At 53.1% G+C, this 25366-nt stretch carries 17 protein-coding genes; 11 read left to right on the top strand and 6 right to left on the bottom strand.

Features of this window, described 5'->3' with window-relative positions:
• Window positions 1-4: 4 nt before the first annotated feature.
• From ACYVH9_RS24415 to ACYVH9_RS24395, 5 genes are all read left to right on the top strand, one after another.
• Entirely contained in the window at window positions 5-1624 is a 1620-nt protein-coding gene (locus ACYVH9_RS24415) for a RagB/SusD family nutrient uptake outer membrane protein (RefSeq protein WP_460639041.1), read from the top strand.
• An 11-nt stretch (window positions 1625-1635) separates the two neighbouring features.
• The gene (locus tag ACYVH9_RS24410) at window positions 1636-3789 is read left to right on the top strand and encodes an alpha/beta hydrolase family protein (protein ID WP_460639040.1); all 2154 of its coding nucleotides are present in this window, start codon (window positions 1636-1638) and stop codon (window positions 3787-3789) included.
• Window positions 3790-3908: 119 nt separating this feature from the next.
• Complete coding sequence (locus tag ACYVH9_RS24405; protein ID WP_460639039.1) at window positions 3909-7163, top strand: amidohydrolase family protein; 3255 nt, start codon at window positions 3909-3911, stop codon at window positions 7161-7163.
• 225 nt (window positions 7164-7388) lie between these two features.
• Complete coding sequence (locus tag ACYVH9_RS24400; RefSeq protein ID WP_460639038.1) at window positions 7389-7913, top strand: hypothetical protein; 525 nt, start codon at window positions 7389-7391, stop codon at window positions 7911-7913.
• Window positions 7914-8183: 270 nt separating this feature from the next.
• Window positions 8184-8333 carry a hypothetical protein gene (locus tag ACYVH9_RS24395; protein WP_460639037.1) on the top strand — a complete coding sequence of 50 codons (150 nt, stop codon included), beginning with the start codon at window positions 8184-8186 and terminating at the stop codon, window positions 8331-8333.
• Between the two features lie 2 nt (window positions 8334-8335).
• Here ACYVH9_RS24395 and ACYVH9_RS24390 read toward each other — a convergent pair whose 3' ends face one another.
• The gene (locus tag ACYVH9_RS24390; protein ID WP_460639036.1) at window positions 8336-10699 is read right to left on the bottom strand and encodes a gliding motility-associated C-terminal domain-containing protein; all 2364 of its coding nucleotides are present in this window, start codon (window positions 10697-10699) and stop codon (window positions 8336-8338) included.
• Window positions 10700-11001: 302 nt separating this feature from the next.
• On the bottom strand, window positions 11002-11727 hold the full coding sequence (locus ACYVH9_RS24385) for a polysaccharide deacetylase family protein (RefSeq protein ID WP_460639035.1): 726 nt from the start codon (window positions 11725-11727) through the stop codon (window positions 11002-11004).
• A 526-nt stretch (window positions 11728-12253) separates the two neighbouring features.
• On the opposite strand from ACYVH9_RS24385, the gene ACYVH9_RS24380 reads away from it, so the two are divergent.
• The 4 genes from ACYVH9_RS24380 to ACYVH9_RS24365 all read left to right on the top strand — a co-directional run bounded on the left by ACYVH9_RS24380 (window position 12254) and on the right by ACYVH9_RS24365 (window position 19349).
• Window positions 12254-15349, top strand: coding sequence for a SusC/RagA family TonB-linked outer membrane protein (locus ACYVH9_RS24380; RefSeq protein ID WP_460639034.1), 3096 nt, complete (start codon window positions 12254-12256; stop codon window positions 15347-15349).
• 119 nt (window positions 15350-15468) lie between these two features.
• Window positions 15469-16932: a SusD/RagB family nutrient-binding outer membrane lipoprotein gene (locus tag ACYVH9_RS24375; RefSeq protein WP_460639033.1), complete on the top strand. Its 1464-nt coding sequence runs from the start codon at window positions 15469-15471 to the stop codon at window positions 16930-16932.
• Window positions 16932-18206 (top strand): dipeptidase, encoded by a 1275-nt coding sequence (locus tag ACYVH9_RS24370; protein ID WP_460639032.1) that lies wholly within the window; start codon window positions 16932-16934, stop codon window positions 18204-18206. Before ACYVH9_RS24375 ends, ACYVH9_RS24370 begins: the two co-directional genes overlap by 1 nt.
• 234 nt (window positions 18207-18440) lie before the next feature.
• Window positions 18441-19349: a Nif3-like dinuclear metal center hexameric protein gene (locus ACYVH9_RS24365; protein ID WP_460639031.1), complete on the top strand. Its 909-nt coding sequence runs from the start codon at window positions 18441-18443 to the stop codon at window positions 19347-19349.
• 7 nt (window positions 19350-19356) lie between these two features.
• Here the strand turns inward: ACYVH9_RS24365 and ACYVH9_RS24360 are convergent, their stop codons facing one another.
• The 3 genes from ACYVH9_RS24360 to ACYVH9_RS24350 form a co-directional block, all read right to left on the bottom strand.
• Complete coding sequence (locus tag ACYVH9_RS24360) at window positions 19357-19539, bottom strand: hypothetical protein (protein ID WP_460639030.1); 183 nt, start codon at window positions 19537-19539, stop codon at window positions 19357-19359.
• 161 nt (window positions 19540-19700) lie between these two features.
• Window positions 19701-20219, bottom strand: coding sequence for a RidA family protein (locus ACYVH9_RS24355; protein ID WP_460639029.1), 519 nt, complete (start codon window positions 20217-20219; stop codon window positions 19701-19703).
• A gap of 49 nt (window positions 20220-20268) precedes the next feature.
• Window positions 20269-21402: an FAD-dependent oxidoreductase gene (locus ACYVH9_RS24350; RefSeq protein WP_460639028.1), complete on the bottom strand. Its 1134-nt coding sequence runs from the start codon at window positions 21400-21402 to the stop codon at window positions 20269-20271.
• 318 nt (window positions 21403-21720) lie between these two features.
• On the opposite strand from ACYVH9_RS24350, the gene ACYVH9_RS24345 reads away from it, so the two are divergent.
• Window positions 21721-22671, top strand: coding sequence for an aldo/keto reductase (locus tag ACYVH9_RS24345; protein ID WP_460639027.1), 951 nt, complete (start codon window positions 21721-21723; stop codon window positions 22669-22671).
• Here ACYVH9_RS24345 and ACYVH9_RS24340 read toward each other — a convergent pair whose 3' ends face one another.
• Window positions 22672-23844 (bottom strand): alpha/beta hydrolase family protein, encoded by a 1173-nt coding sequence (locus tag ACYVH9_RS24340; RefSeq protein ID WP_460639026.1) that lies wholly within the window; start codon window positions 23842-23844, stop codon window positions 22672-22674.
• A gap of 100 nt (window positions 23845-23944) precedes the next feature.
• On the opposite strand from ACYVH9_RS24340, the gene ACYVH9_RS24335 reads away from it, so the two are divergent.
• Window positions 23945-25354 (top strand): sulfatase family protein, encoded by a 1410-nt coding sequence (locus ACYVH9_RS24335; RefSeq protein ID WP_460639025.1) that lies wholly within the window; start codon window positions 23945-23947, stop codon window positions 25352-25354.
• The last annotated feature ends 12 nt before the right edge of the window (window positions 25355-25366 follow it).

Raw genomic sequence — 25366 nt, 5'->3', positions numbered from 1 at the left:
TCCCATGACCTTTCAAGCTATACAAAAACCGTTGCTCCGGGTGCTGATGCTGCTGATACTGGTGACCCAGAGCGCCTGTGACGAGAACTTTCTGGAACGCCAGCCGCTGGACAAAATTTCGGAAGCCGACGTCTGGAACGATGAAAAACTCATCGAAGCTTTCGTCAATACCTGCTACAATGTCCGACACGGTTTTCTGGTCGACTATTACATGATGCCGCTCTCGGACGAAGCGTACCGGCGTGGGCGGGAAACATTTCACCTCGTCAACCGGGGCGAAATTACGCCCACCAACAACGTCGCGCTCGACCATTGGAGCAACTTCTATAACATCATTACCAATTGCAACATATTCTTCCAGAACATCGAACAGGCGCCCATCAGCGAAACCGTCAAAAACCGGATGATTGGTGAAGTGTCGTTCCTGCGGGCTTATGCTTACTTCCGGCTGATCAATTTTTACGGGGGCGTTCCGCTGATTACGACGGTGTTCAAGCTCGACGCCGATTTCAGGCTGAAGCGAAATTCCTATGAGGAATGTTCCAGCTTCATTGTGAGCGAACTCGAAAAAGCCCAGGGTCTGTTGCCGCTCTCGTACACCGGAGCCAATCAGGGGCGCATTACCAAGGGAGCGGCTATGGCGCTGAAAGCCCGGGTGCTGCTGTACGATGCCAGCCCGCTGAACAACCCCGGCAATCAAAAGGAGAAATGGCAAAAAGCCGCCCAGGCTTGTCAGGACGTGATGGACCTGGGTATTTACCAGTTGTATCCACAGTATAAAGCCCTTTTTCTGACGCCTTTCAACAGCGAGGTAATCTGGTCGCGACAGTTCAAAAACAACATCCGGGTGGAGCAGTCGATCGAGCTGCATTTTTACCCCAACGGATCGGGGGGGTACGGACAGGTCAATCCGCTGCACAACCTGGTGGATGCTTTCGAGCTGAAAACTGGCAAACTCCCCGCCAACGATCCGGCGTATAATCCCCAAAAACCGTACGAAAACCGCGACCCGCGATTTTACGATTGCATCCTGTACGACGGAGCGCCCTGGCAAAACCGCGAACTCGGTTCTTACTTGCCCGGCGGCCCCGACTCAAGCGAAGGGGTGGAAGGCTGGAATGCATCGTTTACCAGCTACAGCGTCCGTAAATTCGTCAATGAATCCATTGGTCGCCCCAGTGTGACCAACCTGGGCAACACACCCTGGATTTTCATCCGTTACGCCGAAGTTCTTTTGAACTACGCGGAGGCACTCTACCACCTGGGCGATGAAGCGAAGGCCCGGCAGTTTGTCAACCAGATTCGCAGTCGCCAGAGTGTCAACATGCCCGCCATTACCGAAACCGGTCCGGCCCTGCTCCGGCGAATCCAGCACGAGCGCCAGATTGAACTGGTGTTTGAAGAACACCGCTTTTTTGACGTGCGCCGTTGGAAAATTGCCGAAGAAACCGACAACGAGGACGCCAAAAAGATGGTTATTACCCGAAACGCAACCACCGGTCAGAAGACGTACAAAGTAGAAGTTTTTCAGCCGCGTGCTTTTAAAGAACGTAACTACCGGGTTCCGATTCCGCAGTCCGAAATTGAACGAAATCCCCTTTTGGAGCAAAACCCTGGTTATTAAACCATCAAATTATGTGCGCACTTTCTTCTCCCCGAACCAAACGAAGCTATTTACTGAGTGGTCTTTTGCTGCTTTCGCAAGCGGTTTTTGCCCAGGAAAATCTCTCCGTTTTTTCATACTGGAATTACGACGAAGGCTCCCCGTCAGCCAGCCTGTACCGGCATTTATGCCAGCGGGCATTTGGTCAGCTGGAGCAACGCCGGGTGGCCATTGAAAAGCTAAAAACCCAGGCCGACTGGCAAAAACGGCAGACTGAAGTCCGGGCGAAGCTCCGTAAAATAGTGGGGCCTTTTCCGGAAAAAACGCCCCTGAATCCGGTCATCACGGGCACGATCCAGCGCGACGATTTCAGCGTCGAGAAGCTTTACTTCGAATCGCGACCCGGCTATTTTGTAACGGCAGCTTTGTTTTTACCCAAAAATCGCCCGGGCAAACTCCCCGCCATTGTGTATTGCAGTGGGCACAGCCTGAACGGTTTTCGGGCCGACGCCTACCAGCGGATTATGCTCAATTACGTCAAGAAAGGCTTCGTAGTACTGGCCTTTGACCCCATTGGCCAGGGCGAACGGCGGCAATACGCGGACGAATCGGTGGTCAAGAAATCGGCCGTCAATGAACACTCCTACCCTGGTGTACAGTCATTCATCGCGGGCCTTTCACCGGCGAATTACTTCACCTGGGACGGCATTCGATCCGTCGATTATTTGCTGACCCGCCCCGAGGTTGACCCCAGCCGGATCGGTATTGCGGGCCGTTCGGGGGGCGGTACCCAAAGCACCTACATTGCCGCACTGGATGACCGGATTCTGGCCGCTGCACCGGAATGTTACCTCACCACGTTCGACAAACAACTGCGCTCCAAAGGGCCGCAGGATGCCGAGCAAAACCTACTGCATGGGCTGGAAAACGGCATCGATCTGGCCGATTACGTCGAAGTTCGTGCCCCCAAGCCGACGCTGATTGTGAGCACCACGCGGGATATATTCAGCATTCAGGGAACGCGGGATTTGTTTCAGGAAGCCCAAAAAGCGTATGCTGCTTTCGGAAAACCGACCCATCTGAACATGGTGGAAGACGACGCCGAGCACATGTCGACGACCAAAAACCGGGAAGCTTCCTACGCCTTCTTCCAGAAATTTCTTACTAATCCCGGCAGCTCGGCGGATCTGGACGTGCCGCTTTTTAAAGAAGAAGAGTTGTACGTAACCCCCAAGGGGAATGTGTATGCGTCACTCCAGGGCGAAACGCTGTTTTCATTGAATCAAAAGCACCTTCAGAAAGCCCAGGCAACACAAAAAAAAGAGGCATCCAACCTGCGCGAAACAGTCCGACGGATAACGGGGTACGAAAAACCGTCAGCCAGCGGTGAAATCGTTTTTTCCGGACGCTTGCAGCGCGACCGATACGCGATTGAGAAATACCTCGTTCTGGGGCCGGGCAAGTATTCCGTACCGGTCCTTTGGTTAAAACCGATCAAAAAAACCGGCAAAACCCTGTTGCTGCTGGACGACCGGGGAAAAGCCGTGGCGGCCAAGGCCGGGGAATGGGCGGACCAGCTGGCCAACGAGGGTCACGAAGTGATTGTTCCCGACCTGAGCGGTACGGGTGAACTGGGCTCAGGTTATATGAAAGGGGGCGATTCGATGATTGAAGAAGTTCCCCTGAATTTATGGTTTACGGGTATTTTGACGCACAAAAACCTTGTGGCGGTTCGGGCGGAGGAAATTGAAATCCTGGCTGCGTTTATTCAAAAAGGTACCGGTTCCCCTCAACCACTGTCGGCAATTGCCCGCGGAACCCTGGGGCCCGACCTGCTCCATGCGGCCCTGTTCGGCAACGCGTTCAACGAGGTTGCTCTGCTGAATTCCCTGGTGTCGTACCAGGCCATCACGGATGAAATGCATTATAAAACGCCGTTTATCCTATCCGCCGTGGCTGGTGCTTTGCCGGTTTATGACCTTCCGGAGTTGGTCACATCGCTCGCCAACCGGAAACTCCTGATCGTTAACCCCGTCGATGCCACTGGCCAGGAATTAAATGCCGAGCAGGCAAAAACCGCGTACCAGAGTGCGTTGCGCGTACCGACGGCCAAATCATCGCTGAATCTTCAGCAAGGAATAAAACCGGATCGGTATTTTTCCGTCATCAGCAATTGGCTACGGTAACAAGGCAAGTAACGAAGCAGACTGCGGCAACCGGACTACGGTTTCTCTGGTAGATTTACCGAAGATCGTCGCGCACCTTTTCGGCTTCTTCCGTAACTTTCGGGGTCATAAACTCCGATATGAAGACGCCGTATTCCGTTGCCGTAGCACTGCTAACCCTTACTTTTTCATTCGCCCAAAAACCGAAAGACGGTTGGGACGTTGCCGCCCCCCACGGCCCCACCAAACAAGTCCGTTTTACCACTCAGGAGGGAACCTGGATGAACCTCGATGTGAGTCCAGACGGCCAAGAGATCGTCTTCGATATGCTGGGCGATCTCTACACCTTACCCATCACCGGGGGCACTGCCAAGTTGGTACTGGGCGGTTTGCCGCTCGAAATCCAGCCGCGTTACAGTCCCGATGGCAAACGGATTTCGTTTACCAGCGACCGCGCCGGGGGCGATAACATCTGGACCATGAGCCGCGACGGCTCGGACCTGCGCCAGATCACCAACGAGGATTTCCGGCTGCTGAACAATGCTGTCTGGACACCCGACGGACATTATCTGGTAGCCCGCAAACACTTCACCAGCCGCCGGTCGCTTGGAGCTGGTGAACTCTGGCTCTACCATGCCGGGGGCGGAACGGCCGGTTTGCAACTGACCAAACGCAAAAATGACCAACAGGATGCCGGAGAACCCTGCGTCTCGCCCGACGGCCGGTACGTGTATTTCAGCGAGGATGTGAGCCCGGGGCCAATTTTTCAATACAACAAAGATCCAAACGGCCAGATTTACGCCATCCGGCGGGTAGATCGGCACACGGGGCAAATCAAAAACATCGTGACGGGTCCGGGCGGTGCCACGCGTCCGCAACTCTCGCCCGACGGTCGGCAACTGGCGTTTGTCCGACGGGTGCGCACGCAATCTATTTTGTTTATTCATGACCTGAAAACGGGCGAGGAATTTCCGGTTTTCGACCAGTTGAACAAAGACCAGCAGGAAGCCTGGGCCATCATGGGTTTGTACCCGAACTATGCCTGGTTACCCGACAGCAAAGAGCTGGTGATCTGGGCCAAAGGCAAGTTCTTTCGGGTGAATGTGCAAACGACCAAAGCCGTGGAAATCCCGTTTACAGTGAACGCCAGCCTAACGGTAACGGACGCGGTCCGTTTTCCGCAGACGGTTTTCTCGCCCACGTTCGAGTCGAAGATGATCCGGCACGCCCGCACCTCACCCGACGAAAAAACGCTGGTCTTTCACGCGGCTGGTTATCTCTACCGAAAAGCTCTTCCGAACGGCCAACCCGAGCGCCTGACCAAAGAAACCGCCAGCTTTGAATACGAACCCAGCTTCTCGCCCGACGGCAAATTTCTCATTTACACGACCTGGAACGATTCGCTGACGGGTAGCATCCGGAAGCTGAACCTTCAAACCCGCAAAATCGAGACACTGACCCGCGAAAAAGGGTTTTATAACACCCCAAGCTTCTCGCCCGACGGCTCGAAGCTTGTTTACCGCAAATCGACCGGCAACGGTTTTATGGGGTACGCCTACGGCAAAGAACCGGGTTTGTACGTCATGCCGGTGAACGGAGGCCCCTCTACCTTCCTTCGGGAAAGCGGGGAAGAGCCGCAGTTTGACCGCACCGGCAACCGGATTTTCTTCGTCGAAAACGGCTCACCTAAACTATTCAAAAGCGTTACCCTGGCAAATGCCGATGAACAAACGCACTTCACGGCCCCCTACGCCACCCGGTTTGTGCCCAGCCCCGACAACCGCTGGATCGCGTTTCAGGAGCTTTATCACGTGTACATCGCCCCCTTCCCATTAGCCGGAAAATCCGCCGATCTGTCGGGCAGTACGAAAACCGTTCCGGTGTATAAAGTGACGCGCGACGCGGGCGACTACCTGCACTGGTCGAATGACAGCCAGAAACTTCACTGGACCATCGGGCCGGAATATTTCACGCGGTCGGTTCAGAACAGTTTCTCGTTTGTGGATGGAGCGCCCGAAAAACTTCCTGCCGTTGACACCACCGGCGTTCGGATTGGGCTGCAACTGGCGACCGATGTACCCAAGGGCATAGTGGCCTTCAAAGGCGCGACGATTCTGACCATGAAAGACGATGCGGTCATCGAAAACGGCACGCTGGTGGTGCAGGACAACAAAATTCTGGCGGTCGGGCCAGGCAGTGCGGTTACCATTCCGGCGGGTGCCAAAGTCATCGACGCAACGGGTAAAACCATCATGCCGGGATTGATCGACTCACACGCCCACATCGGCACCGGCGATGGCAAATCACCCCAGCAGCAATGGTCGTATTTCACCAATCTGGCCTACGGGGTCACTACCGTTCACGACCCATCGTCCAACACCGAAATGGTATTCAGTCAGTCGGAAATGGTAAAAACGGGCCGGATGATTGGCCCTCGGGTTTACTCCACCGGAACCATTCTGTACGGCGCCGAAGGTGATTTCAAAGCTGTCATCAACAGTCTGGAAGACGCGCGTTCGCACCTGCGCCGGATGAAAGCCGTGGGCGCGTTTTCGGTAAAGAGCTACAATCAGCCCCGCCGGAACCAGCGCCAGCAAATCATTCAGGCAGCTCGCGAACTGGGCATGATGGTGGTCCCCGAAGGCGGCTCGTTTTTCAACCACAACATGACAATGATCATGGACGGGCACACCACCATCGAACACAATATTCCCGTTGATCCGGTATACAAGGATGTGATTTCGCTCTGGAGCAACAGCACAACCGCCTACACTCCCACCCTGATTGTGGCATTTGGCAGCGTGTCGGGCGAGTATTACTGGTACCAGAAAATGAACGTCTGGGAGCAGGAACGCCTGCTGCGGTTTACGCCCCGTGCCGTAGTCGATAGCCGGTCGCGTCGGCGGACGATGCTGCCGGATGAAGAATTCGGCCACATTGGCAATTCGCAAACCACCAAACAACTGGCCGATGCGGGCGTGAGCGTACAACTCGGTGCCCACGGCCAATTGCAGGGCCTTGGCGCGCACTGGGAACTCTGGATGCTCGGCCAGGGCGGTATTACGAATTTACAGGCGTTGAAACAGGCTACCATTCTGCCCGCCCGCAACCTGGGACTGGACAAGGAAATCGGTTCGTTGGAAACGGGCAAGCTGGCGGACTTGCTGGTGCTCGACAAAAATCCGTTGCAGGATTTGCACAACAGTCAGTTGATCCAGTACGTGATGGTCAACGGAAGGCTTTATGATGCGGCTACCATGAACGAAACGGGAAATTATAACCGCCCCCGCAGCAAGTTTTTCTGGGAAAACAACCGCTACAACGACGCTTTCGAGTGGCACGCCGAAACACAAAGCTTCGGCCACATTCACTGCATCTGCCGGGGGTTGCATTGACGGTTGAACGGATTTTAGTTCCTATACCACGGTTGGCTACCGCATGCTATGGCTTGAACGCATCAGCCAACCGTAAACCAAAAACGGTAAACGATAAACGCTTAAGTCATTTTTGCGCCACATAATATATTAGGTCCCAAAACCGTTCACTAAACGCTACCGGTTATCGTCGGTCTGCTGGAAATTCAATAACTTGCGCCAAAAATTTATCCTGAAAAAAGCCTTATGAAAAAAGCCATCCTCCTACTTTTGATGGGTGTTACTCTGTTCGTCAGTTGTAAAAAAGATGATAATGAATCCCCAGCCGTTAAAACCAAAGCAGAGCTGATCGCCCGCACCTGGGAAGTTCAAAAGGGTGATATAACCGTTGGTGCGTTCCCATCAGTAACAGGTTATACCAAGGGAAATGCGACTAATGCAGTAGATATGAGCAAGTTTCGGCTTGAGTTCAAAAGCAACGGCGATTTTGTGCAATCAGGTTTGGATGGAACGCAATCAACCGGAAAGTGGGCTCTGTCAGAAAACGATACGAAGCTTACATTAACTGCCGCTCAAATCCCGACCCCAGATACCTGGAAAGTTGACAACCTGACTGAAAATAATCTGGACATCAGCCGCGACATTGCTGGGAATTCTACTGCTCCAGGTGACCTGTACTGGAAAAATCTTATTGATACCTACGGTAAACCGTTGAATATCTCTTCAAAAGACGGCGCTAAAATCGTGGTTAAAACGATTCCGGTTAAATAATATCATTCTCCGATTACTAAACCGCACCAGGGCCAGGCTTTGGTGCGGTTTTGCTTTACGGCCTGCCCACATTTGAGCGACGGTTTTCTTTTGTTCATGTCCCAAAAGCGGCATTTGGTTTTCGAACGGCAGAGGAACGAAACACGCAGGCCGTGGTTTTCCAACCTGTACGCCCTGATGACCAACACCCGCAGTTTGGGCACTTTTGAGCAATAGGCAGCCCAAGGCCATGCCCCGGTGACCCACAACCCCCACTGTGCCAACCTTACTTTGCCAAGACACGCTATCCAATCGGTTCAGTGGCTGATGAAATACGAAACCGCCCCCGGCATGGTGGCCAAACGGGAGCTGATACGGCAGTTTCGAAGAAATATTGATCTCGATGCTAGAAAAGCGTTGCTGGAAAACCGACAGCAGTGACGTTAGCGCAGCAGCATAACCGTTCCGCGAATCAACGGTTTTTTGGGCTCATACCGAATGGTGTAGGTGTATAAACCGGCGGGTACGGTTTCTCCCTTCAGGGTGCCGTCGAAAGGATGCGCATATCCGTCAGCCGACCAATAGATGACCTCACCCCAGCGATTGAAAACCGTGACCTCGGCGGTTGGATACGCTTCCACACCCTTCAGTTCCCAGACGTCGTTCTGGCCGTCGGCGTTGGGCGAAAAGGCCGTTGGCACCCAGATTCGTTCGTAAACGGTGATAGCCACGGAGCCTTCGGCCCGGCAACCCGCAGCATTCTCAACAACCAGTGTATAAACCATGTCATTTTCAACCCCAATGGCCCGAACGCTGGCCTGCTGCACATTGTCAAGATACGTTGGCGGGGTCCATTCAAACCGTACAGGATCCCCCGTCGTATTGGGATTCAACGCGACTGTACTGCCAGGCGAGGTAATGATTTCTTCGGGAAACGATACAGTCGGAATTGGAGCCACCACGGCGGTTTGCTGCGCCACAGCTGCCGGACAATCGGGTGAAAAGCGGACCGAATAGGTCAACACGTGGTGGCCGTTTCCAGCAACTTTGGGGTCGTACTGCGTTCCCATTACGCCCGGTCCGGCGAAGGTTCCACCGGCTGGCGTACCCGAAAGCGTAAACACCGCCCCCTCGTTCCCACAAACGGCCGGAACGGCCTGCATCTGTACGTCGACCCCCACAATCTGTTCCACAAGGAATGGAACGGAAGTGGCTTTGCACCCATTCAACGCCGTCACTTCCACCACATAAGAACCGGCGGTTTGCACCGAAAAGACAGGATCAGTCACCGTTGCCAGCGGTTGCCCGTCGCGTTGCCAGGCAAAATTGACGCCCCCAACCCCTTCCAGCGAAAGCGATGTCCCCGGGCAAAGCCTGGATTGTGCGGATCGGATGGCCGCCTGTACCGGTTCGGCCCGCGCTACGGAAACCGGTTCGGTGGTATGGCTACAGCCCAGGTTAGCGTTGTTCAGAACGGCCCGGTATTGCCCCGGCTGGAAAGTGGTGAGGTTATTGTTCGTGGCCGGAACCGTCAGGAGTTTTTCATCCTGGTACCACTGGTACGTCAAGCCGTTTCCGGCCAGTACGCTCAAGGTAATGGAGCCCCCCACGGCACACAACTGACCGGTTGTACTAATTCCAGACGTAAGATCTACCACGTGAATCTGCACATTCTGCGAACCGCTGGCTTTTCCACACTGTGTTTTCAGGGAAACAAACACCGAGTACGCACCGGCTTCGGAAACCGTCAACTTGTTCTGCGTTGCCTCGGGCAGGTTCAGGCCATCCCGACGCCACTGGTAATTCCAGTCCGGATTGAGCGAGGTTTGCAGCTCCAGTGATTTCCCTTTACAAATTGAAAAATCGACTCCGGCGGGTTGGTTGGTGGCCCAAACCAGCGGATTGGGCGTCGCCAGCGGGGGGCAGTCGATCACCAGAAACTGAAAATCGCGCCGTACCTCCCCGATCTTCACCCCATTGCGGTATTCCTCTACATTGACGGCAAACACAAATAATCCCAGTTGGTTGGGCGTCACCGACAATTGCCCACTTCGGGTATCGATGGTCAGCGACGGGCTGCCCGGGATGGCATTTGTGACGCTAAAACCACTCAGCCACTGAATCTGGGGATAAGGTCCAGCGGTAACGTCCTGATTGCGCCCCGTTCCGTTTTTGTTCAGGGGCGTAATCATCGAATAGCGAAGTTCATCGCCATCGGGATCAACGCCCGCAAACGGAAAACTAAAAGCTTCATTGATACACAGGTATTCGCCGTTTATGGGGTTGAAATGCGGAGAAGAGTTCGCAACATATTGTCCGTTTCGCTGAAGCGCTGGAAATTCAAGGTAGAAGGTAAACCCGGTTTGCAACGGATTGAGAATGTTGTTGATTCCGGCGTTACGGTTTTGGGTTTGAAACGACAGGTAGTATCCGCCCGCATCGGCATACGTCGCCGGGTCCAGTTGAATATCCGCGCCGAAGGTGGCCACAATTACCCGCTGATTCTGCGAGCTGGCGCAACTTTCATTGGTAAACACCACCGGTTGGCGCTGGCCGGTTTCGGAAACCGTAAACACCAGCATCCGGACGTTATCCCGTTTTCGAAAAATACCGATTTGTCCACCCTGCGTCTGGGCCGCCCGGTTGTTGTCTTCGAGGTAATTGGTGACCGTGATCTGGAAATGGCCCGGAACGTCGCCAACGGCACGCATTTCAATTTGCCCGCCAACCTGGTGGGTAGCCAGTACGGGTAAGGCAACGCTCAGCAGGATCAGCCAGAGCAGTGCTCGGAATACAAACGGATGCATGGGTTGGGTAGACGGTCTGTTCGATACGAAATTGATTACCAGCTTCCTGAAAATGCGTTGAGTAATTAAAGATACTCGAATTTCAGTAACATTGTTCAATTACTACCCAATACGCTTTGCCTTCTAATCGCGTTGCGCGAGTGGTCGAAAGTTGACGGTTTTTCTCATTTTTTCAGATCACGGTATCCAATTAACTGAATGCCTCTTGCTTTGATGAGTTCTTTCACGCGGGGATGCGTCCAGGCATCGGTAACGCCCTGGCGATCCACCGCAACTTGTTCGTAACCAATGTGATAAATAGCTCACAACTCCGGTGTATCCAGACCGGGATGATCGACAAACAAGTAGGTTTTGCCAGACTCCAGGCTCTCGAGCATTTTGGCAAAACTTTCAATTTTTTCTGCCGAGGTGGCATGCGGACCGATGTACCCAGCACCCGTCACGTTGTATTCCTGTCTATTCTGGTCGAGATGAATCAGGTTGTATTCCCTGGCTAATCGGTGAATCAACGCCTTTACGTCTTCGCCCATTCCAGTACAGCCCATATGCCCGGAAATATGGCTGATGCGGGGAATTTTCCGGATTCCCAGCTCGATTTGCGCCCGAAATTCCATTTCAATATCGGCCAGTTTCCAGTCATTTTCAACCAGCGAACGCTTGGGGTAATTCTTATTCGGGTAAATCATCGGGAAGAAATATCCGTCGGCGTCGCGTAGGCTCGGACAGGTCGAAACGGGCCGCCATTTTACATTGTCCCACTCGCTGGTCAACGCCAGGTGAAGGCCCACATCAACCGCCGGAATTTGCTTCAGCATTTCGACCGCTTCCGGAAACCAGGGGGATGGCACAATGACCTCAATGGACGATTCGACGCCTTCTTTATAGCATTTAACCAATGCTTCATTGCCTGCGTGAGAATATCCCATGTCGTCGCCCCGAACAATTAGTCGGGGTGGGTTGGATTGTGCAAAAGCGCAATTCCATACGATGGATAAAAAAACCGTGGTCAGCAGTGCTCTTTTTTTCATAGGGGCCAAATGTCGGATTTACCTGGCTGTGAAAGCCGCCATCGCGGGGCTTTTACTTAGTGCCAATTCCTTTTCACCCCGTAATCGGCTTCGTGGCCAACCGGAACCAATCTTCGCAGCGGCTGGATAACTCAAGTTGGCCTTACCACCAAGTGGTGCATTCTATAAAAAATACAAAAATAAAAATACATCAATATAAATTACACTTCTAACAAAATAATAACTTAGTAATTCACCATTTTAAAAGATATAAATTTTATAAAATTCAATAATTACAATAATATATTTCACTTTACTATAAATTACAGAATTTTATTTGAAATAGACCTTTATTTTATTTTACATTTATAAACCAAATATTATCTGTCCTAATAAAAAATATGCCAAATAAACATTCTTATATGAAGCATACTTCAATTTATATAATAAAAGATAATAACATTTACACTTTACACAAAATGACCAATTAATCCACAATAAATACGAATAATTCAACTATCATTTCACTTCATTATTTACAAACTCTATGAGAAGAGTATCTACTTTCTCTTTTTTTCTGATTATTCTGCTAGCAAGTCTGACCGGCTTTGCGCAGGATATAACCCTAAAGGGCCGGATTACGTCCAAAACCGACGGATCTGGGCTGCCCGGCGCTAACGTCCTTGTCAAAGGAACAACCCTTGGGAGTACGACCAACTCGAACGGCGAGTTTACGCTGAATACCCCCCGCAACGCCACAGTGATTGTGTCCTTTATCGGTTTCAAGTCAACCGAAGTAACAATTGGGAGTCAAACGACGCTAAACATTGCTCTGGAAGAAGATGCGTCGATGCTGGGTGAAATTGTGGTTACGGCCCTCGGCATCACCCGCGAAAAGAAAGCCCTGGGCTATTCGGTGCAGGAAGTAAGCGGCAAACAACTCACCCAGGCGCGGGAAACCAACCTGGTCAATTCCCTGTCTGGCCGGGTAGCCGGCGTGCAGGTTACCAACTCCAATGGAGCGCCGGGGGCCTCCTCGCGGATGGTAATCCGGGGCGCCAGCTCCATCGGGAGCAACAATCAGCCGTTGTTCGTGGTGGATGGCGTCCCCATCGATAACGGTAACTACGGGTCATCAACCGCCGTCGATTACGGCAATGGAGCGGGCTCCCTCAACCCCGATGACATTGAATCCGTCAGCGTTTTGAAAGGACCCAGTGCAGCCGCTCTGTATGGTTCACGCGGTGCTAATGGGGTTGTGCTGATTACGCTGAAAAGTGGCAAAGGCAGCCGGGGTATCGGGGTTTCGGTGAATTCAAATACCGCCTTCGACAGCCCTTTTCGCTTGCCCGAATGGCAGAATGAATACGGCCAGGGCGGCAAAGGACTTTTCTCGTACGTCGACGGGCGGGGCGGGGGTGTCAACGACGGTGTTGATGAAAGCTGGGGCCCTAAACTGGACGGCCGGCTGATTCCCCAATTTGATTCCCCCATCGGGCCCGACGGCAAGCGGACGGCAACACCCTGGGTGGCGCACCCGGACAACGTCAACCAGTTTTTTCAGACGGGCCGTACCCTGACCAACAACATTTCGATTACCGGCGCCAGCGACAAAGGCGATTTTCGTCTGTCGGCCACGGATTTGAATCAGACCGGAATTCTACCCAACACGGATTACAAACGGCGGACCATTGCCCTGAACGCCGGCTGGAACCTGACCAAAAAATTAAGCATCCGGGCCAGCGGTAACTACGTCAAAGACGGTAGCGACAACCGGACCAACTGGGGCTTGTATTTCATCTGGTTCGGACGCCAGGTGGACATGGAAAAGTTGAAGCAATACCAGGCTCCGGGGAGCATTTACCAGAACAACTGGAACTACAACTACTGGACCAACCCCTACTACCAGCTGAACGTCAGCGCCCGCGAAAACGAACGGGATCGCCTGTTTGGCAACTTATCTGCCACCTACAAATTCACGGATTGGCTGACGTTGACCGCCCGCACCGGAACGGATTTTTACGAAGATCGCCGGAAAACAAAAAATGCGGCCCGTACTTCCAACCTGTTCGACAGCTACAACGAAGAGCAGATTTACGTTCAGGAATCCAACTCAGACTTCCTGCTGAACGCAACGCGTAAATTCGGAGATTTTGACGTGACGGCAAACATCGGTGGCAACCACCGGTCCAACTTCTACCAGCGGAACTACATGGGGGCAACCGAACTTGCCATTCCGCGCGTCTGGAACATGGGAAATTCCCGCCAGCGGCCAGTTACCGAAAACTCCTACAATCAGCGGGTCATCAACAGTGCTTATGCCTCCGCCAACATCGGCTACCGGAATTACCTGTTCGTCGATTTGACCGCCCGCAACGACTGGTCGAGCACCCTGCCCGCCAACAACCGCTCGTACTTTTATCCGTCAGCCGCCGTGAGCGCCATCCTGACCGACATCTTCAACCTGAACTCGCCGGTGCTGTCATTCGCCAAAGTTCGGGGGGGGATCGCCCGGGTGGGGAACGACACCGACCCGTACAATTTGCTGCAAACCTACGCTTACGCCAATGCCTGGGGTAGCACCCCTTCCCTGGCCGAAAGCAACGCCATGCTGAACGCCAACCTGAAGCCGGAGCTCACGAATTCGTACGAAATAGGTGCCGAAGTGAAATTGTGGCACAACCGCGTTGGCCTGGACGTGACGTACTACAACAAACAGTCGTTCAACCAGATTCTGAACGTTAACATTTCCAACGCCACCGGTTTTTCATCGAAACTCCTGAATGCGGGCCGGCTGGAAAACAAAGGCATCGAACTGCAATTGTCGGCTACGCCGGTGAAAGCGGGAAACTTCCAGTGGGATCTCGTCCTGAACTGGGCTCAGAATCGCAACAAGGTGCTGGAACTTGCCGAAGGGCTGACTACCTATACGCTGAATCCAACAACCAACATCCGGGGCATGGGCGTTGAAGCCCGCATCGGACAACCGTACGGAACGTTCTTCGGTCAAGGCTTCCTGCGCGATCCAAACGGCAATATCGTTTACAGTGGTGGCGTCCCGCAAATTGACCCCGTTCGTCGTATTCTAGGAAATTTCACCCCCAAATGGATTGGCGGCATCCAGAACACCTTCTCGTACAAATCACTCTCGTTGAGCACCTTGATCGACATCAAACAGGGTGGCGATATTTTCTCGCAGTCGATTAACATCGGTCGGTATACCGGGGTCCTGAAAGAAACAACTTTGGGCCGTGAAGAAGGCATCATTGGCGAAGGCGTGAAAAACATCGGAACCGCCACCGAACCAAACTACGTCCCGAACGACGTGCGGGTTTCATCAGAAGAGTGGCACCACAAATACTACTCCCTCACCAACAACGAGGGCACAATTTTCGACGGAAGCTTTGTCAAGCTGCGGGAAGTCAAACTGACCTACGTGCTTTCCGGCCAGGTATTCAAACGCCTGCCGTTCCGCGACATTGCGATTTCGGTGGTTGGTCGTAACCTGGCGCTGCTACACAGCAACGTTCCGCATATCGATCCGGAAACCAGCTTCTACAACGACGGAAACCTGCAAGGAATTGAAAACGGCCAGATTCCCACCACCCGGACCGTCGGCTTTAACATTGGCTTCAACTTATAAAATGGCTTCGATATACGGTTTTTCGTATTCGGTGGCTCACGCATCTACCCATCCTGCGTAGCCCACCGTAAGCCGAAAACAAAAAACCGTATACCGAATACCGTAAACCATCAACTTGCATGAACCGTACTTATTTTTCTTTCCGATATAAAGCCGTTGTAGCCGCGCTCTTTCTGAGTATGTCGTCCTGCACGGAGAATTTTGACGAGATCAATACCAACCCCAACAATCCGACTACGGCTTCGGCGGACCTGTTTATGCCCCACGGCATCCAGAGTGCCGTGGATGTGTACTGGGGCGGGGCGCTGGGTCAGGATATTGGCTCCGGCATCTCGCAGCACTGGGCCCGCATTCAGTACACGGACGTCGATCAATACACGATTTCGAACGATATCATCAGCAACAGCTGGCGGGATTTTTACATCGAGTCGCTGGCCGACTACCAACGGATTTACAAGATTGGCGGAGAAACCGGTAATACCAATTACCAGGCCGTGGCCGTCATTCTGCGCTCCTGGGTATTTTCACTGCTGACGGATACGTATGGTGATATTCCGTACAAAGAAGCCATTCTGGGGCTGGAAGGCACGCTTCAGCCCAAATACGACGCCCAGAAAGACGTGTATGCCGGTTTGATAGCCGAACTGAAAGGAGCCAGCGACCTGATCGATGTAACCGACAAAAGCAAAGCCATCGCTGGTGATATCCTGTTCAACGGTGACCTGACCAAATGGAAGAAATTTGCCAACTCGCTCAGTTTACGACTATTGCTCCGGATGGCAAACAAAACCGATGCCCCCATCGACGTAAAAACAGAAGCCAGCCGCATTCTCAGCGACCCGGCGAAATACCCGGTTCTGGCGTCCAATGCCGATAACGTTCAGTTGAATTACCTGGCTGCGGTTCCCAACAACAACCCAATCAATGAAAACCGTAAAACCCGTGACGACCACCGGATTGGGGCAACGTTGGTGAACAAAATGCTGGCGCTGAGCGACGCCCGATTGCCGGTATTTGCCGACCGCCCCGCCGACGGTGGGGAGTACAAAGGCGTTCCGAACGGCTTGTCTGCTTCGGATGCCAACGCCTTGGGATTGTCGAAAACATCCAAAGTAGGCACGTTCTTTACCAGCGCAACCGCCCCGGGCGTCATCATGAGTTACGCTGAATTGCTGTTCATTAAAGCAGAATTTGCTTACAATGGCCTGACCTCCGCCGGAACAACCGCCACGCTTTACGCCAACGCCATCACGGCTTCCCACGAGCAGCACAAGGTAACGGTTTCGCCCGCTTACCTGACGGCCAACGCCCTGAAAGAAGGTACCGCAGGGTACACGCAACTCATGGAGCAGAAGTGGATTGCGCTTTACGGCCAAGGGCTGGAAGCCTGGACCGAATACCGCCGGACCGGTATTCCCGCCCTGTTGCCGCCCGCACTAAACACCAACAATGGCGTAGTACCAACGCGATTGCCGTATCCGGGCTCGGAAGAATCCCTGAACTTTACCAACTTCGACGCGGCTCTGAAGCGGCAGGGGGGGCAAAACGATAAAAAACTAAAACTCTGGTTTGCTAAGAAATAATGAAAACCTGGCTATTTCCAACCCTCCTGGCCTGCCTGGCCACGGGCTTCGCGCCGGTATCGGCACAGAGTGATGACACTGCGTTGCTCAAAAAAGCCAAAAAGATCCACGAAAAAGCCTTCACGGTGGACACCCACGCCGATACGCCTATGTTGCTCTCCCGCGGTGGATTCGACGTTACGAAGGAAAACGACGCCCGCAGCACCAACAGCAAAGTGGATTATCCGCGCATGCGGAAAGGCGGTTTAGACGCGATCTTCTGGGCCGTCTACCTCGGACAAGGGCCCCGCACGCCGGAAGGTCATGAATCCGCCAAACAAAAAGCACTCGGCATTTTTGATGCGGTTCATACCACGCTGAAAAATACCGGTTCCGAAGCCGAACTCGCCATGACGCCACAAGATGCGCTGCGTATTGGAAAAACCGGAAAACGGGTCATCTTTATCGGAGTGGAAAACGGCTACCCGATGGGCCACGACCTGACAATGCTGAAAAAGTTTTACGACCTGGGTGCCCGGTACATGACCCTGTGCCATTCAAGCAACAACGACATCTGCGATTCTTCCACCGACCCTAAGGGTCCGGAGTACCAGGGATTGAGTCCGCTGGGTGAGCAGGTGGTGGGCGAAATGAACCGGCTGGGCATGATGATCGACGTGTCGCACGTTTCGGATTCGACGTTTTACGACGTAGTGCGTTTATCGAAAGTCCCCATCATCGCGTCGCATTCCGGGGCCAAGGCCGTTTGCGACCACCCGCGCAACCTCACCGATGAGATGTTGAAGGCACTGGCAAAAAATGGTGGTGTGGTTCAGCTAAACCTGCTGAGCGATTACGTCAAAACCATCCCGCCGAGCCCGGAGCGCGAAGCGGCCCTCAAAACGATGTTTGAAAAATGGGGCGTCAAAGATCGGCGGGCGATGATGGGTGCCATGAGCAAGTTGTCGGAAGAGGATCAGAAGAAAGCCCGGGCCGAGTTCATGGAAGTGAATAAAAAATACCCGGTTCAACTGGCCACTGTGAAAGATGCCGTTGACCACATTGACCACATCGTCAAGCTGATCGGAATCGATCACGTGGGCATGGGAGCCGACTTTGACGGCGGTGGGGCGCTGGCCGATTGCTTCGATGTAAGTGAGTACGCGAATTTCACCGTTGAGTTTGTTCGCCGGGGTTATTCCAAAAAAGACATCGAGAAAATCTGGAGTGGTAATTTCTTTCGGGTTATGAAAGCCGTTGAGAAGGGGGTACCGGTGGAAATGATCGGCAAATAACCCGACCGTTTCGTTCGAAGGTAACGTTTATCTAATGTTTAAAACTGAAAAGGCCCTGCTTTTGGCGGGGCTTTTTTTATGGGGATCAACGGGCTTTAAAATGCTTGAAATGTCCGCAAAAATGGTTAAGCTTGCCAGCATAGAATACCGCAATTGAATAAGCCTTGTGCCATTTACTCCATTATTCGAAAGGCTGCACCCAATGAAAGACGCGGTAAATAAACCGCCAAAGCCATGAATCAGATCGAAAACCAAGGAAGACGGAAATTTGTAGGAACGCTGACCAAAGCATCACTGCTGCTGAATGTACCGGGCTTGAACGCGCCCGCACGGTTCTGGCCGCCCGCTGCGTCGGTCACGGTGGGTCAGGTGATGGACCTGATTCTGAAAACCATTCCGAATGCGCCCTTTCCCAAAACCGTTGACACGCTGAAATCGGGGAGCCGGGATCAGAACGTGACCGGTATCGTTTCGACCATGTTTGCCACGATGGACGTGATCGAAAAAGCGGCTCAGTCAGGTGCCAATTTTATCATTGTCCACGAGCCGACGTTTTACAACCACGCTGATGAAACCGATTGGCTTAAAAACGACGAGGTTTTCCGGAAAAAACATAATTTACTAGAAAAACACGGGATTGCCGTCTGGCGGTTTCACGACTACTGGCACTCCCACCGCCCCGACGGCATTTACAAAGGGGTTGTTTCGGCGCTGGGCTGGGAGAACTATCAGGATACTCAAAAACCCAGAATCATTACCCTACCCGCCCCCATGTCGCTGAAACAGCTCATCGCCCACGCGAAAGAAAAATTAGGCATTCCGACGATGCGGGTCGTGGGCGATCCAACCCAATCCTGCCAGCGGGTATTGCTGATGCCGGGCGCGTCGGGGGGCCGCAGCCACATTCTGGCGCTCGGGCAGGATAAACCGGATGTGATTTTGTGCGGAGAAATCAGCGAATGGGAAACCGCCGAGTATGTCCGTGATGCCCGCCAGCAGGGTCAGAAACTGGCACTGGGCGTTTTGGGCCACATCATGAGTGAAGCCCCCGGGATGCAGTGGCTGGTACCCTGGCTCCAGCCCAAACTGCCCGGTGTAAAAATTTCGTACATCGACTCCCGAAATCCGTTTACGTATTTATGAAACTCGACTAGATGAAGCTGTCGTCGAAATCTTCGATGACGGTCAGGTCCGCTACATTGTACCATTCTTCCGAATCGTCATCCCGGCGGCAAAGCGCCTGAGTTTCTTCTTCATTCATGCTCGAAACCGTCATGGGATGGCCGTTGTTGACCGATTGATCTGCGTGTTTCACCGAATCGCCGTAGTGCATATGCCTTAAGGTTAGAGTTGCCGGGAGGTTATTTCCTACAAGATAACGTTCCGCTGAAGCGAAGGTTTGAATAGGACGCGATTCTAAAAGCCCCGGCGGAGCGGAATTGATTTCTCCTCCGGGGCAAATGGCACTGGGGCTTTGGCAGGATTTGAGACGCCCTACTCGATTTCAACAACCATTTCCACTTCGACCGCGTAATCCGACGGCAGTGCGGCAACTCCCACCGCCGAACGGGCATGTTTGCCTTTGTCGCCAAAAACTTTGACCAGCAAGTCGGAACAGCCATTGACCACTTTGGGATGATCGACAAAATCCGGGGTGGAGTTGACCATGCCCAGGACTTTTACAACGCGTTTCACTTTGTTCAAATCGCCAATTTCAGCCTTCAACGACGAGAGCAACCCAATGGCGGAGAGTTTGGCGGCTTCGTAGCCCTGGTCCACCGACAGGTCTTTGCCCAGTTTGCCTTTGATCCCGGAACCGTCGGCGCGGTTGGAAACGTGCCCCGACAGAAAAACGAGATTGCCACTCCGGACGGCTTTCACGTAGTTGGCCAGCGAAGCCGTGGGTTTGTCGAGAACAACGCCTGCCTCTTTCAATTTCGTTTCAACAGACTGGGCCGAAGCCGCACTGGCATAAAGGGTTAAACCAAGAATCAGCGTAACGATTTTTTTCACAAACGGTAACGGTTTTAGGGAATTAAAAGATTAATATTCAATTAGTTTACTAACTCCTCATGTCTTTCATGACCTGCTGGATGATGTCCACCCATTCCTGCGTGTATTCCCGCTTCGGGGTCGTGTCCCAGTTACCGACCAACCCATTCCCGCCGAGGTAAATACCGTCTTTGCGGGCAATGATGTTGGCCCCTTTGGTAATCAGCTTGTACGTCACCTCAGACTGCGGAATCAGACAGGCGAGCTGCCCCGAAATGGGCGTTAACTCAGGATCGTTGAATACTTCTTTAGCACCCAGGCCCATGCAATTGACTACACATTGTTCGGGCAGGGCATCAATGTCTTCCGGGCGTTTGATTTCCTGCACGGTCAGTTTTCCGCCCAGCATCATAAACATACTGAGCTGATGATGCAGGTAACTGGGAATGTTGAACATCATGTTTGAACGCCAGGTAACGTAGTTGGCCCCGAATCGATGCTCGTTCCGGTTCAGCTCTTTTCGCTCCGGAACCAGTCCGTCGAGGTGATACACCTCACTACCCATTAACGGGTTCATCGGACCGTTGGGTTTTTCGGGAAAAACGTTGTATTCATCGACCCAGGCGGCAATATCGTCGAATCCGAGCATAAATTGAAACCGTCGGAACGAAAACCGGGTAGCATTTTCCCAAATGTTGTAAAATTCGGTCGATGCAACTTTGGGGTCGCAAACCCGGGAAGCCGGTGACCAGGTGCCCGTAGCCAGGTTACTCGTCACATTGGGGGGCAGGTCTTTCGTGTAAATGGTCACTGTGCAGCCCTTTTCCTGAAGCAGCCGGGCCGTGGCCAGACCGACCGTTCCGGCACCCAGTACGGCTACTTTTTTTTCGCCGGTGCTCAAGACCAGCTCCCGCGCCAGGTTGCCGGTGCCCCAGGAGAGCGACCAGCCACTACCGCCGTGGCCGTAATTGTGCACAATCGTTTTGCTACCCAGCGATTCTTTGGCAATGCGTGGACCGGATGCCCGAAAAGGTCGCAAACCGACGGTTTCTTTCACAATCCGATCCAGCGACAGCTTCAGTTTCGGAACGTGGTGCATGGGTTGGTGGGCGAAGGCGCTGTAGCGGGGAGCGCAGGAAGTCAGACCGGAGGCAAAAGCCAGTGAACCAACGCCGGCCGTTTGCAGAAAATTTCGACGATTCATAGTCACTTACCGAATACGACAATCCGGTTTTTTGAGTTTGGTGGTTATTGAACGATAGCTGGAAAAACAAATCGAAACAAATTGCAAGCGGCCGGAATAAATCTACCATTGATTTTTAAAATGCAAAATATAGTATTGAGTATTTATGATATATATCCTAAAGATTTTAAATTAAGAACAATTTTCAATCAATGACGCTTCTGGATTTTTCAAATAGATACTGAGTGGAGAGCGCTCCAAATCAACTTTCGGACGGAGTAAGGGGTTATGAATGGAGCAGCAATGCGCTGCATCGCGTAGATACAACCTCATTAAGTCATGAATAAGCGACGTATTGGAAACTCGGGCTTGCAAGTAGCCCCGCTTGCCTTTGGCGGCAACGTATTCGGCTGGACCATTGACGAACCGACTTCATTTCAACTCCTGGATGCTTTTGTGGATGCCGGATTCAACCTTATCGACACCGCCGATTCTTACTCCCGCTGGCTACCGGGCAATCAGGGCGGGGAATCGGAAACCATCATTGGTAACTGGCTGAAACAACGCGGCAACCGCAGCCAGCTGGTGATTGCCACGAAAGTGGGCTCAGACATGGGTTCCGGCAAAAAAGATCTTTCCAAAGCCCATATCCGGAAGTCGGTGGAAGATTCGCTGCGCCGGTTGCAGACGGACTACATCGACCTCTATCAGTCGCATTACGATGATCTGGAGACGCCCATTGAGGAAACGCTGGGCACCTACGCTGAACTGGTCAAAGAAGGTAAAGTGCGCGTGATCGGCGCATCCAACCTGTCCAGCGAACGGATTATCCAGTCCTTGGAAAGCAGTCAGCAAAACGGTTTTCCGCGCTACGAAAGCCTGCAACCGGAGTACAATCTGTACGACCGCGCCGGATACGAACAGGAGTACGAAGCAATTGCCCGCGAAAATGGGTTGGCCGTGCTGCCGTATTTCTCGCTGGCCAGCGGTTTTCTGAGCGGAAAATACCGTTCCGAAGCCGATTTTTCCAAAAGCCAGCGCGGACAGGGCATGAAAAAGTACCTCAACGACCGGGGCATTGCCATTCTGGATGCGTTGGATGAAGTTGCGAAGCGGCATCAAGCCAACCCGACCCAGATAGCCATCGCCTGGCTGATTGCCCAGCCGACCGTCACCGCGCCAATTGCCAGCGCCACCCGCACGGAACAATTGCAGGACCTGATCAACGCCACGAAACTGACGCTGGATCAGGCGGATTTACAAACGCTGAACACGGCCAGTGCCGCCTGATTAGTGCAGCAGGGCTATTACAGCTTCGTTGCCCACGGCCGCGTTGGCCGGGCGAGGATGTGCGTCATTGAATACCTGTAAGTCCGTGGCTTTCAGCAGCACATTCGAGCTTTCATCAACCTGACCGTTCTTCGTGATGCGGTTCAGGTCGAGCTTCAGGTGTTTGGCCAGAAACCGGTACGCAGCTGCGCGTTTAGACGGGCCATAATCGTGCTTTTCGTTGGCCAGATGGACGTTTTCAAGCCGATCCTGGGCACCGTAAAAACCGTAGATACGCCGGATGTGGGGATATTCTACATTCGGCGTGTTTAGGGTCCAGTCACCCCCGTCCGAGATCATGATCATGGGGCGGGGAGCCGCCAAAGCCGCAATTTCAACGTTATTCGTTTCGTGCGTCGGGCGCTTGTGAATAGGCATTCCGCTTTCGCAGACACAGCCACCGAAGAAGTGCGCCGACACCATCACGACCGGAACCGACACCTTCACCCGCGAATCCAGGGCCGCTAGCAGAAACGTTTGCGTCCCCCCACCCGACTCACCCGAAACCGCCACACGGGCAGGATCTACTTCCGGCAAACTGGTGAGGAAGTCTAGCGCCCGGATGCTATTGAGCGTCTGGAGTTTAGCCGCTTCTGGAATCTTATGATCACACTGTTTCGAATCGCCGTAACCGAGCATATCGTACACAAACACCACGGCGCCCATGCGCGCCATTGAGATGCAACGCTGCTGGGTTTGCTCCACAAACCGGGCGTCCTGGTTCGCTACGTGACCGTGCGGACACAAAACCGCTGCGGTTTTGCCGGAAATGCCGGTCGGTTTGTAAAGATTCCCCGTGATGTAAAAACCGGGCAGGCTCTCAAACGCTACATTTTCAACGGTATAACCGTCCATTTTCCGAAGGCTGTGCCGGATCGGTTTGAGGAGAGCAAAGTTCGGTTTGGCGGGGAGCTTCATGCCATCCCGAATGCCCTGCCGAATCTGGGCGGCCCGTTTTTCCCAGGATGCCTGATCCGTATAAAGTTCTCCACACTGCTGGAGCGCTTTCGCGCCATCGGGCTCACTGAAGTATTTTCCCTGGCGCAGGTCGGGTCGGTCGGGATTGGGTTGGGCCAAAACGGCCAGCGGGAAGAGGGCGCAAATCAGGTAAGCAGGAACGAGAGCAAGGCGCATCACAAAATAAAGGTTTAGGGTAATGCTAAAGTAACAAAAAAATGGTGTGATTTGCCGTAAAGCCGTTTATTTGCAGCTCTCAACCAAAACCGTATCACTCATGATATTGCACCGAAGACTTCCGCAACTATTTTTCCTACTATTTCTATCGGCTTCCTATTTATCCATAGCGCAACCGGCACGTCAACCAAATTTTATCGTTATTCTGGCTGATGACCTGGGCTATGGCGACTTGAGTTGTTACGGCCATCCGACGATTCGAACGCCGTTTCTGGATCAGATGGCGACGGAAGGTACGCGGTTTACGCAGTTTTACGTCGGGGCTAACGTATGTACGCCCAGCCGGTCGGCGCTGCTGACGGGCCGATTACCGGTGCGGAACGGCATTTTTGGAAAACGGGTGGTGTTCTTTACCAATTCTGCCAACGGGTTGCCGCACAGTGAGATCACCATCGCGAAGGCGCTGAAAACGAAAGGGTACCAAACGGGTTTGGTGGGTAAATGGCACCTGGGGTCACAACCGGAATACCTACCGTTGAAGTACGGTTTCGATTCATACTTTGGCCTGCCTTATTCCAACGACATGGGCAAGGTAGGGTCTTTTGCGGGGGCTGCTTCTACCCAGGCTGTGCCCGCCAATACGAATCCACCCCTGCCACTGTATCGGGACAACAAGGTCGTGGAAACCGAACCCGATCAGCGGCAACTGACCAAACGCTACACCGACGAGGTGCTGAAATTCATCACAGCCAACAAAACCAAACCGTTCTTTATGTATTACGCCAGCCCGTTTCCGCACGTGCCCTTGTATGCTTCCGAGCGGTTTCTGGGAAAAAGCAAGCGCGGGTTATACGGCGATGTGGTGGAGGAACTCGATTGGAGCGTCGGGCAGATTCTGAAAAAACTCAAAGAACTGAAGCTGGACAAAAATACCGTTGTTGTTTTTCTGAGCGATAACGGCCCGTGGCTGATCAAAAACCGTCTGGAAGAAGTCGGTGGTTCGGCGGGTCCGCTTTTTGAAGCCAAAGGCTCGACTTACGAAGGCGGGATGCGGGTTCCGGCGATTTTCTGGGGGCCGGGTACTGTGAAAGCCAACACGGTTTCAACGGCCGTCGCAACCTCAATGGATATTTTGCCCACGATCCTGAACCTGGCCGGGGTTCCACTGCCGAACGATCGGGTCCTGGATGGACAGGACATTACGAATGTGTTGAATGGAAAGAAAGAAAAGGGCGCCGAACTGGTGTTTTATTACGATTCGGACCGGTTGTATGCCATTCGGAAAGGCCCTTGGAAAGCTCATTTTACCACGCACCCTTCTTATTCTCCCGACGCACCCGTTCCGCACGATCCGCCGTTGCTGTACAACCTGGAAGTGGATCCGGGCGAACGGTATGAGGTGGGCAAAAAGCATCCGGAAGTGATCGAGGACCTGAAAAGAGAAGTTGAGAAACACCGGGCGGGTGTTGTGGCAGTGGAACCGTTGCTGGATGCCATCGTTGAAAAGTAAGCAGAATTTCCG

The organism is Larkinella harenae, assembly GCF_054780515.1.
This window is presented reverse-complemented; position numbering and strand designations above follow the sequence as displayed.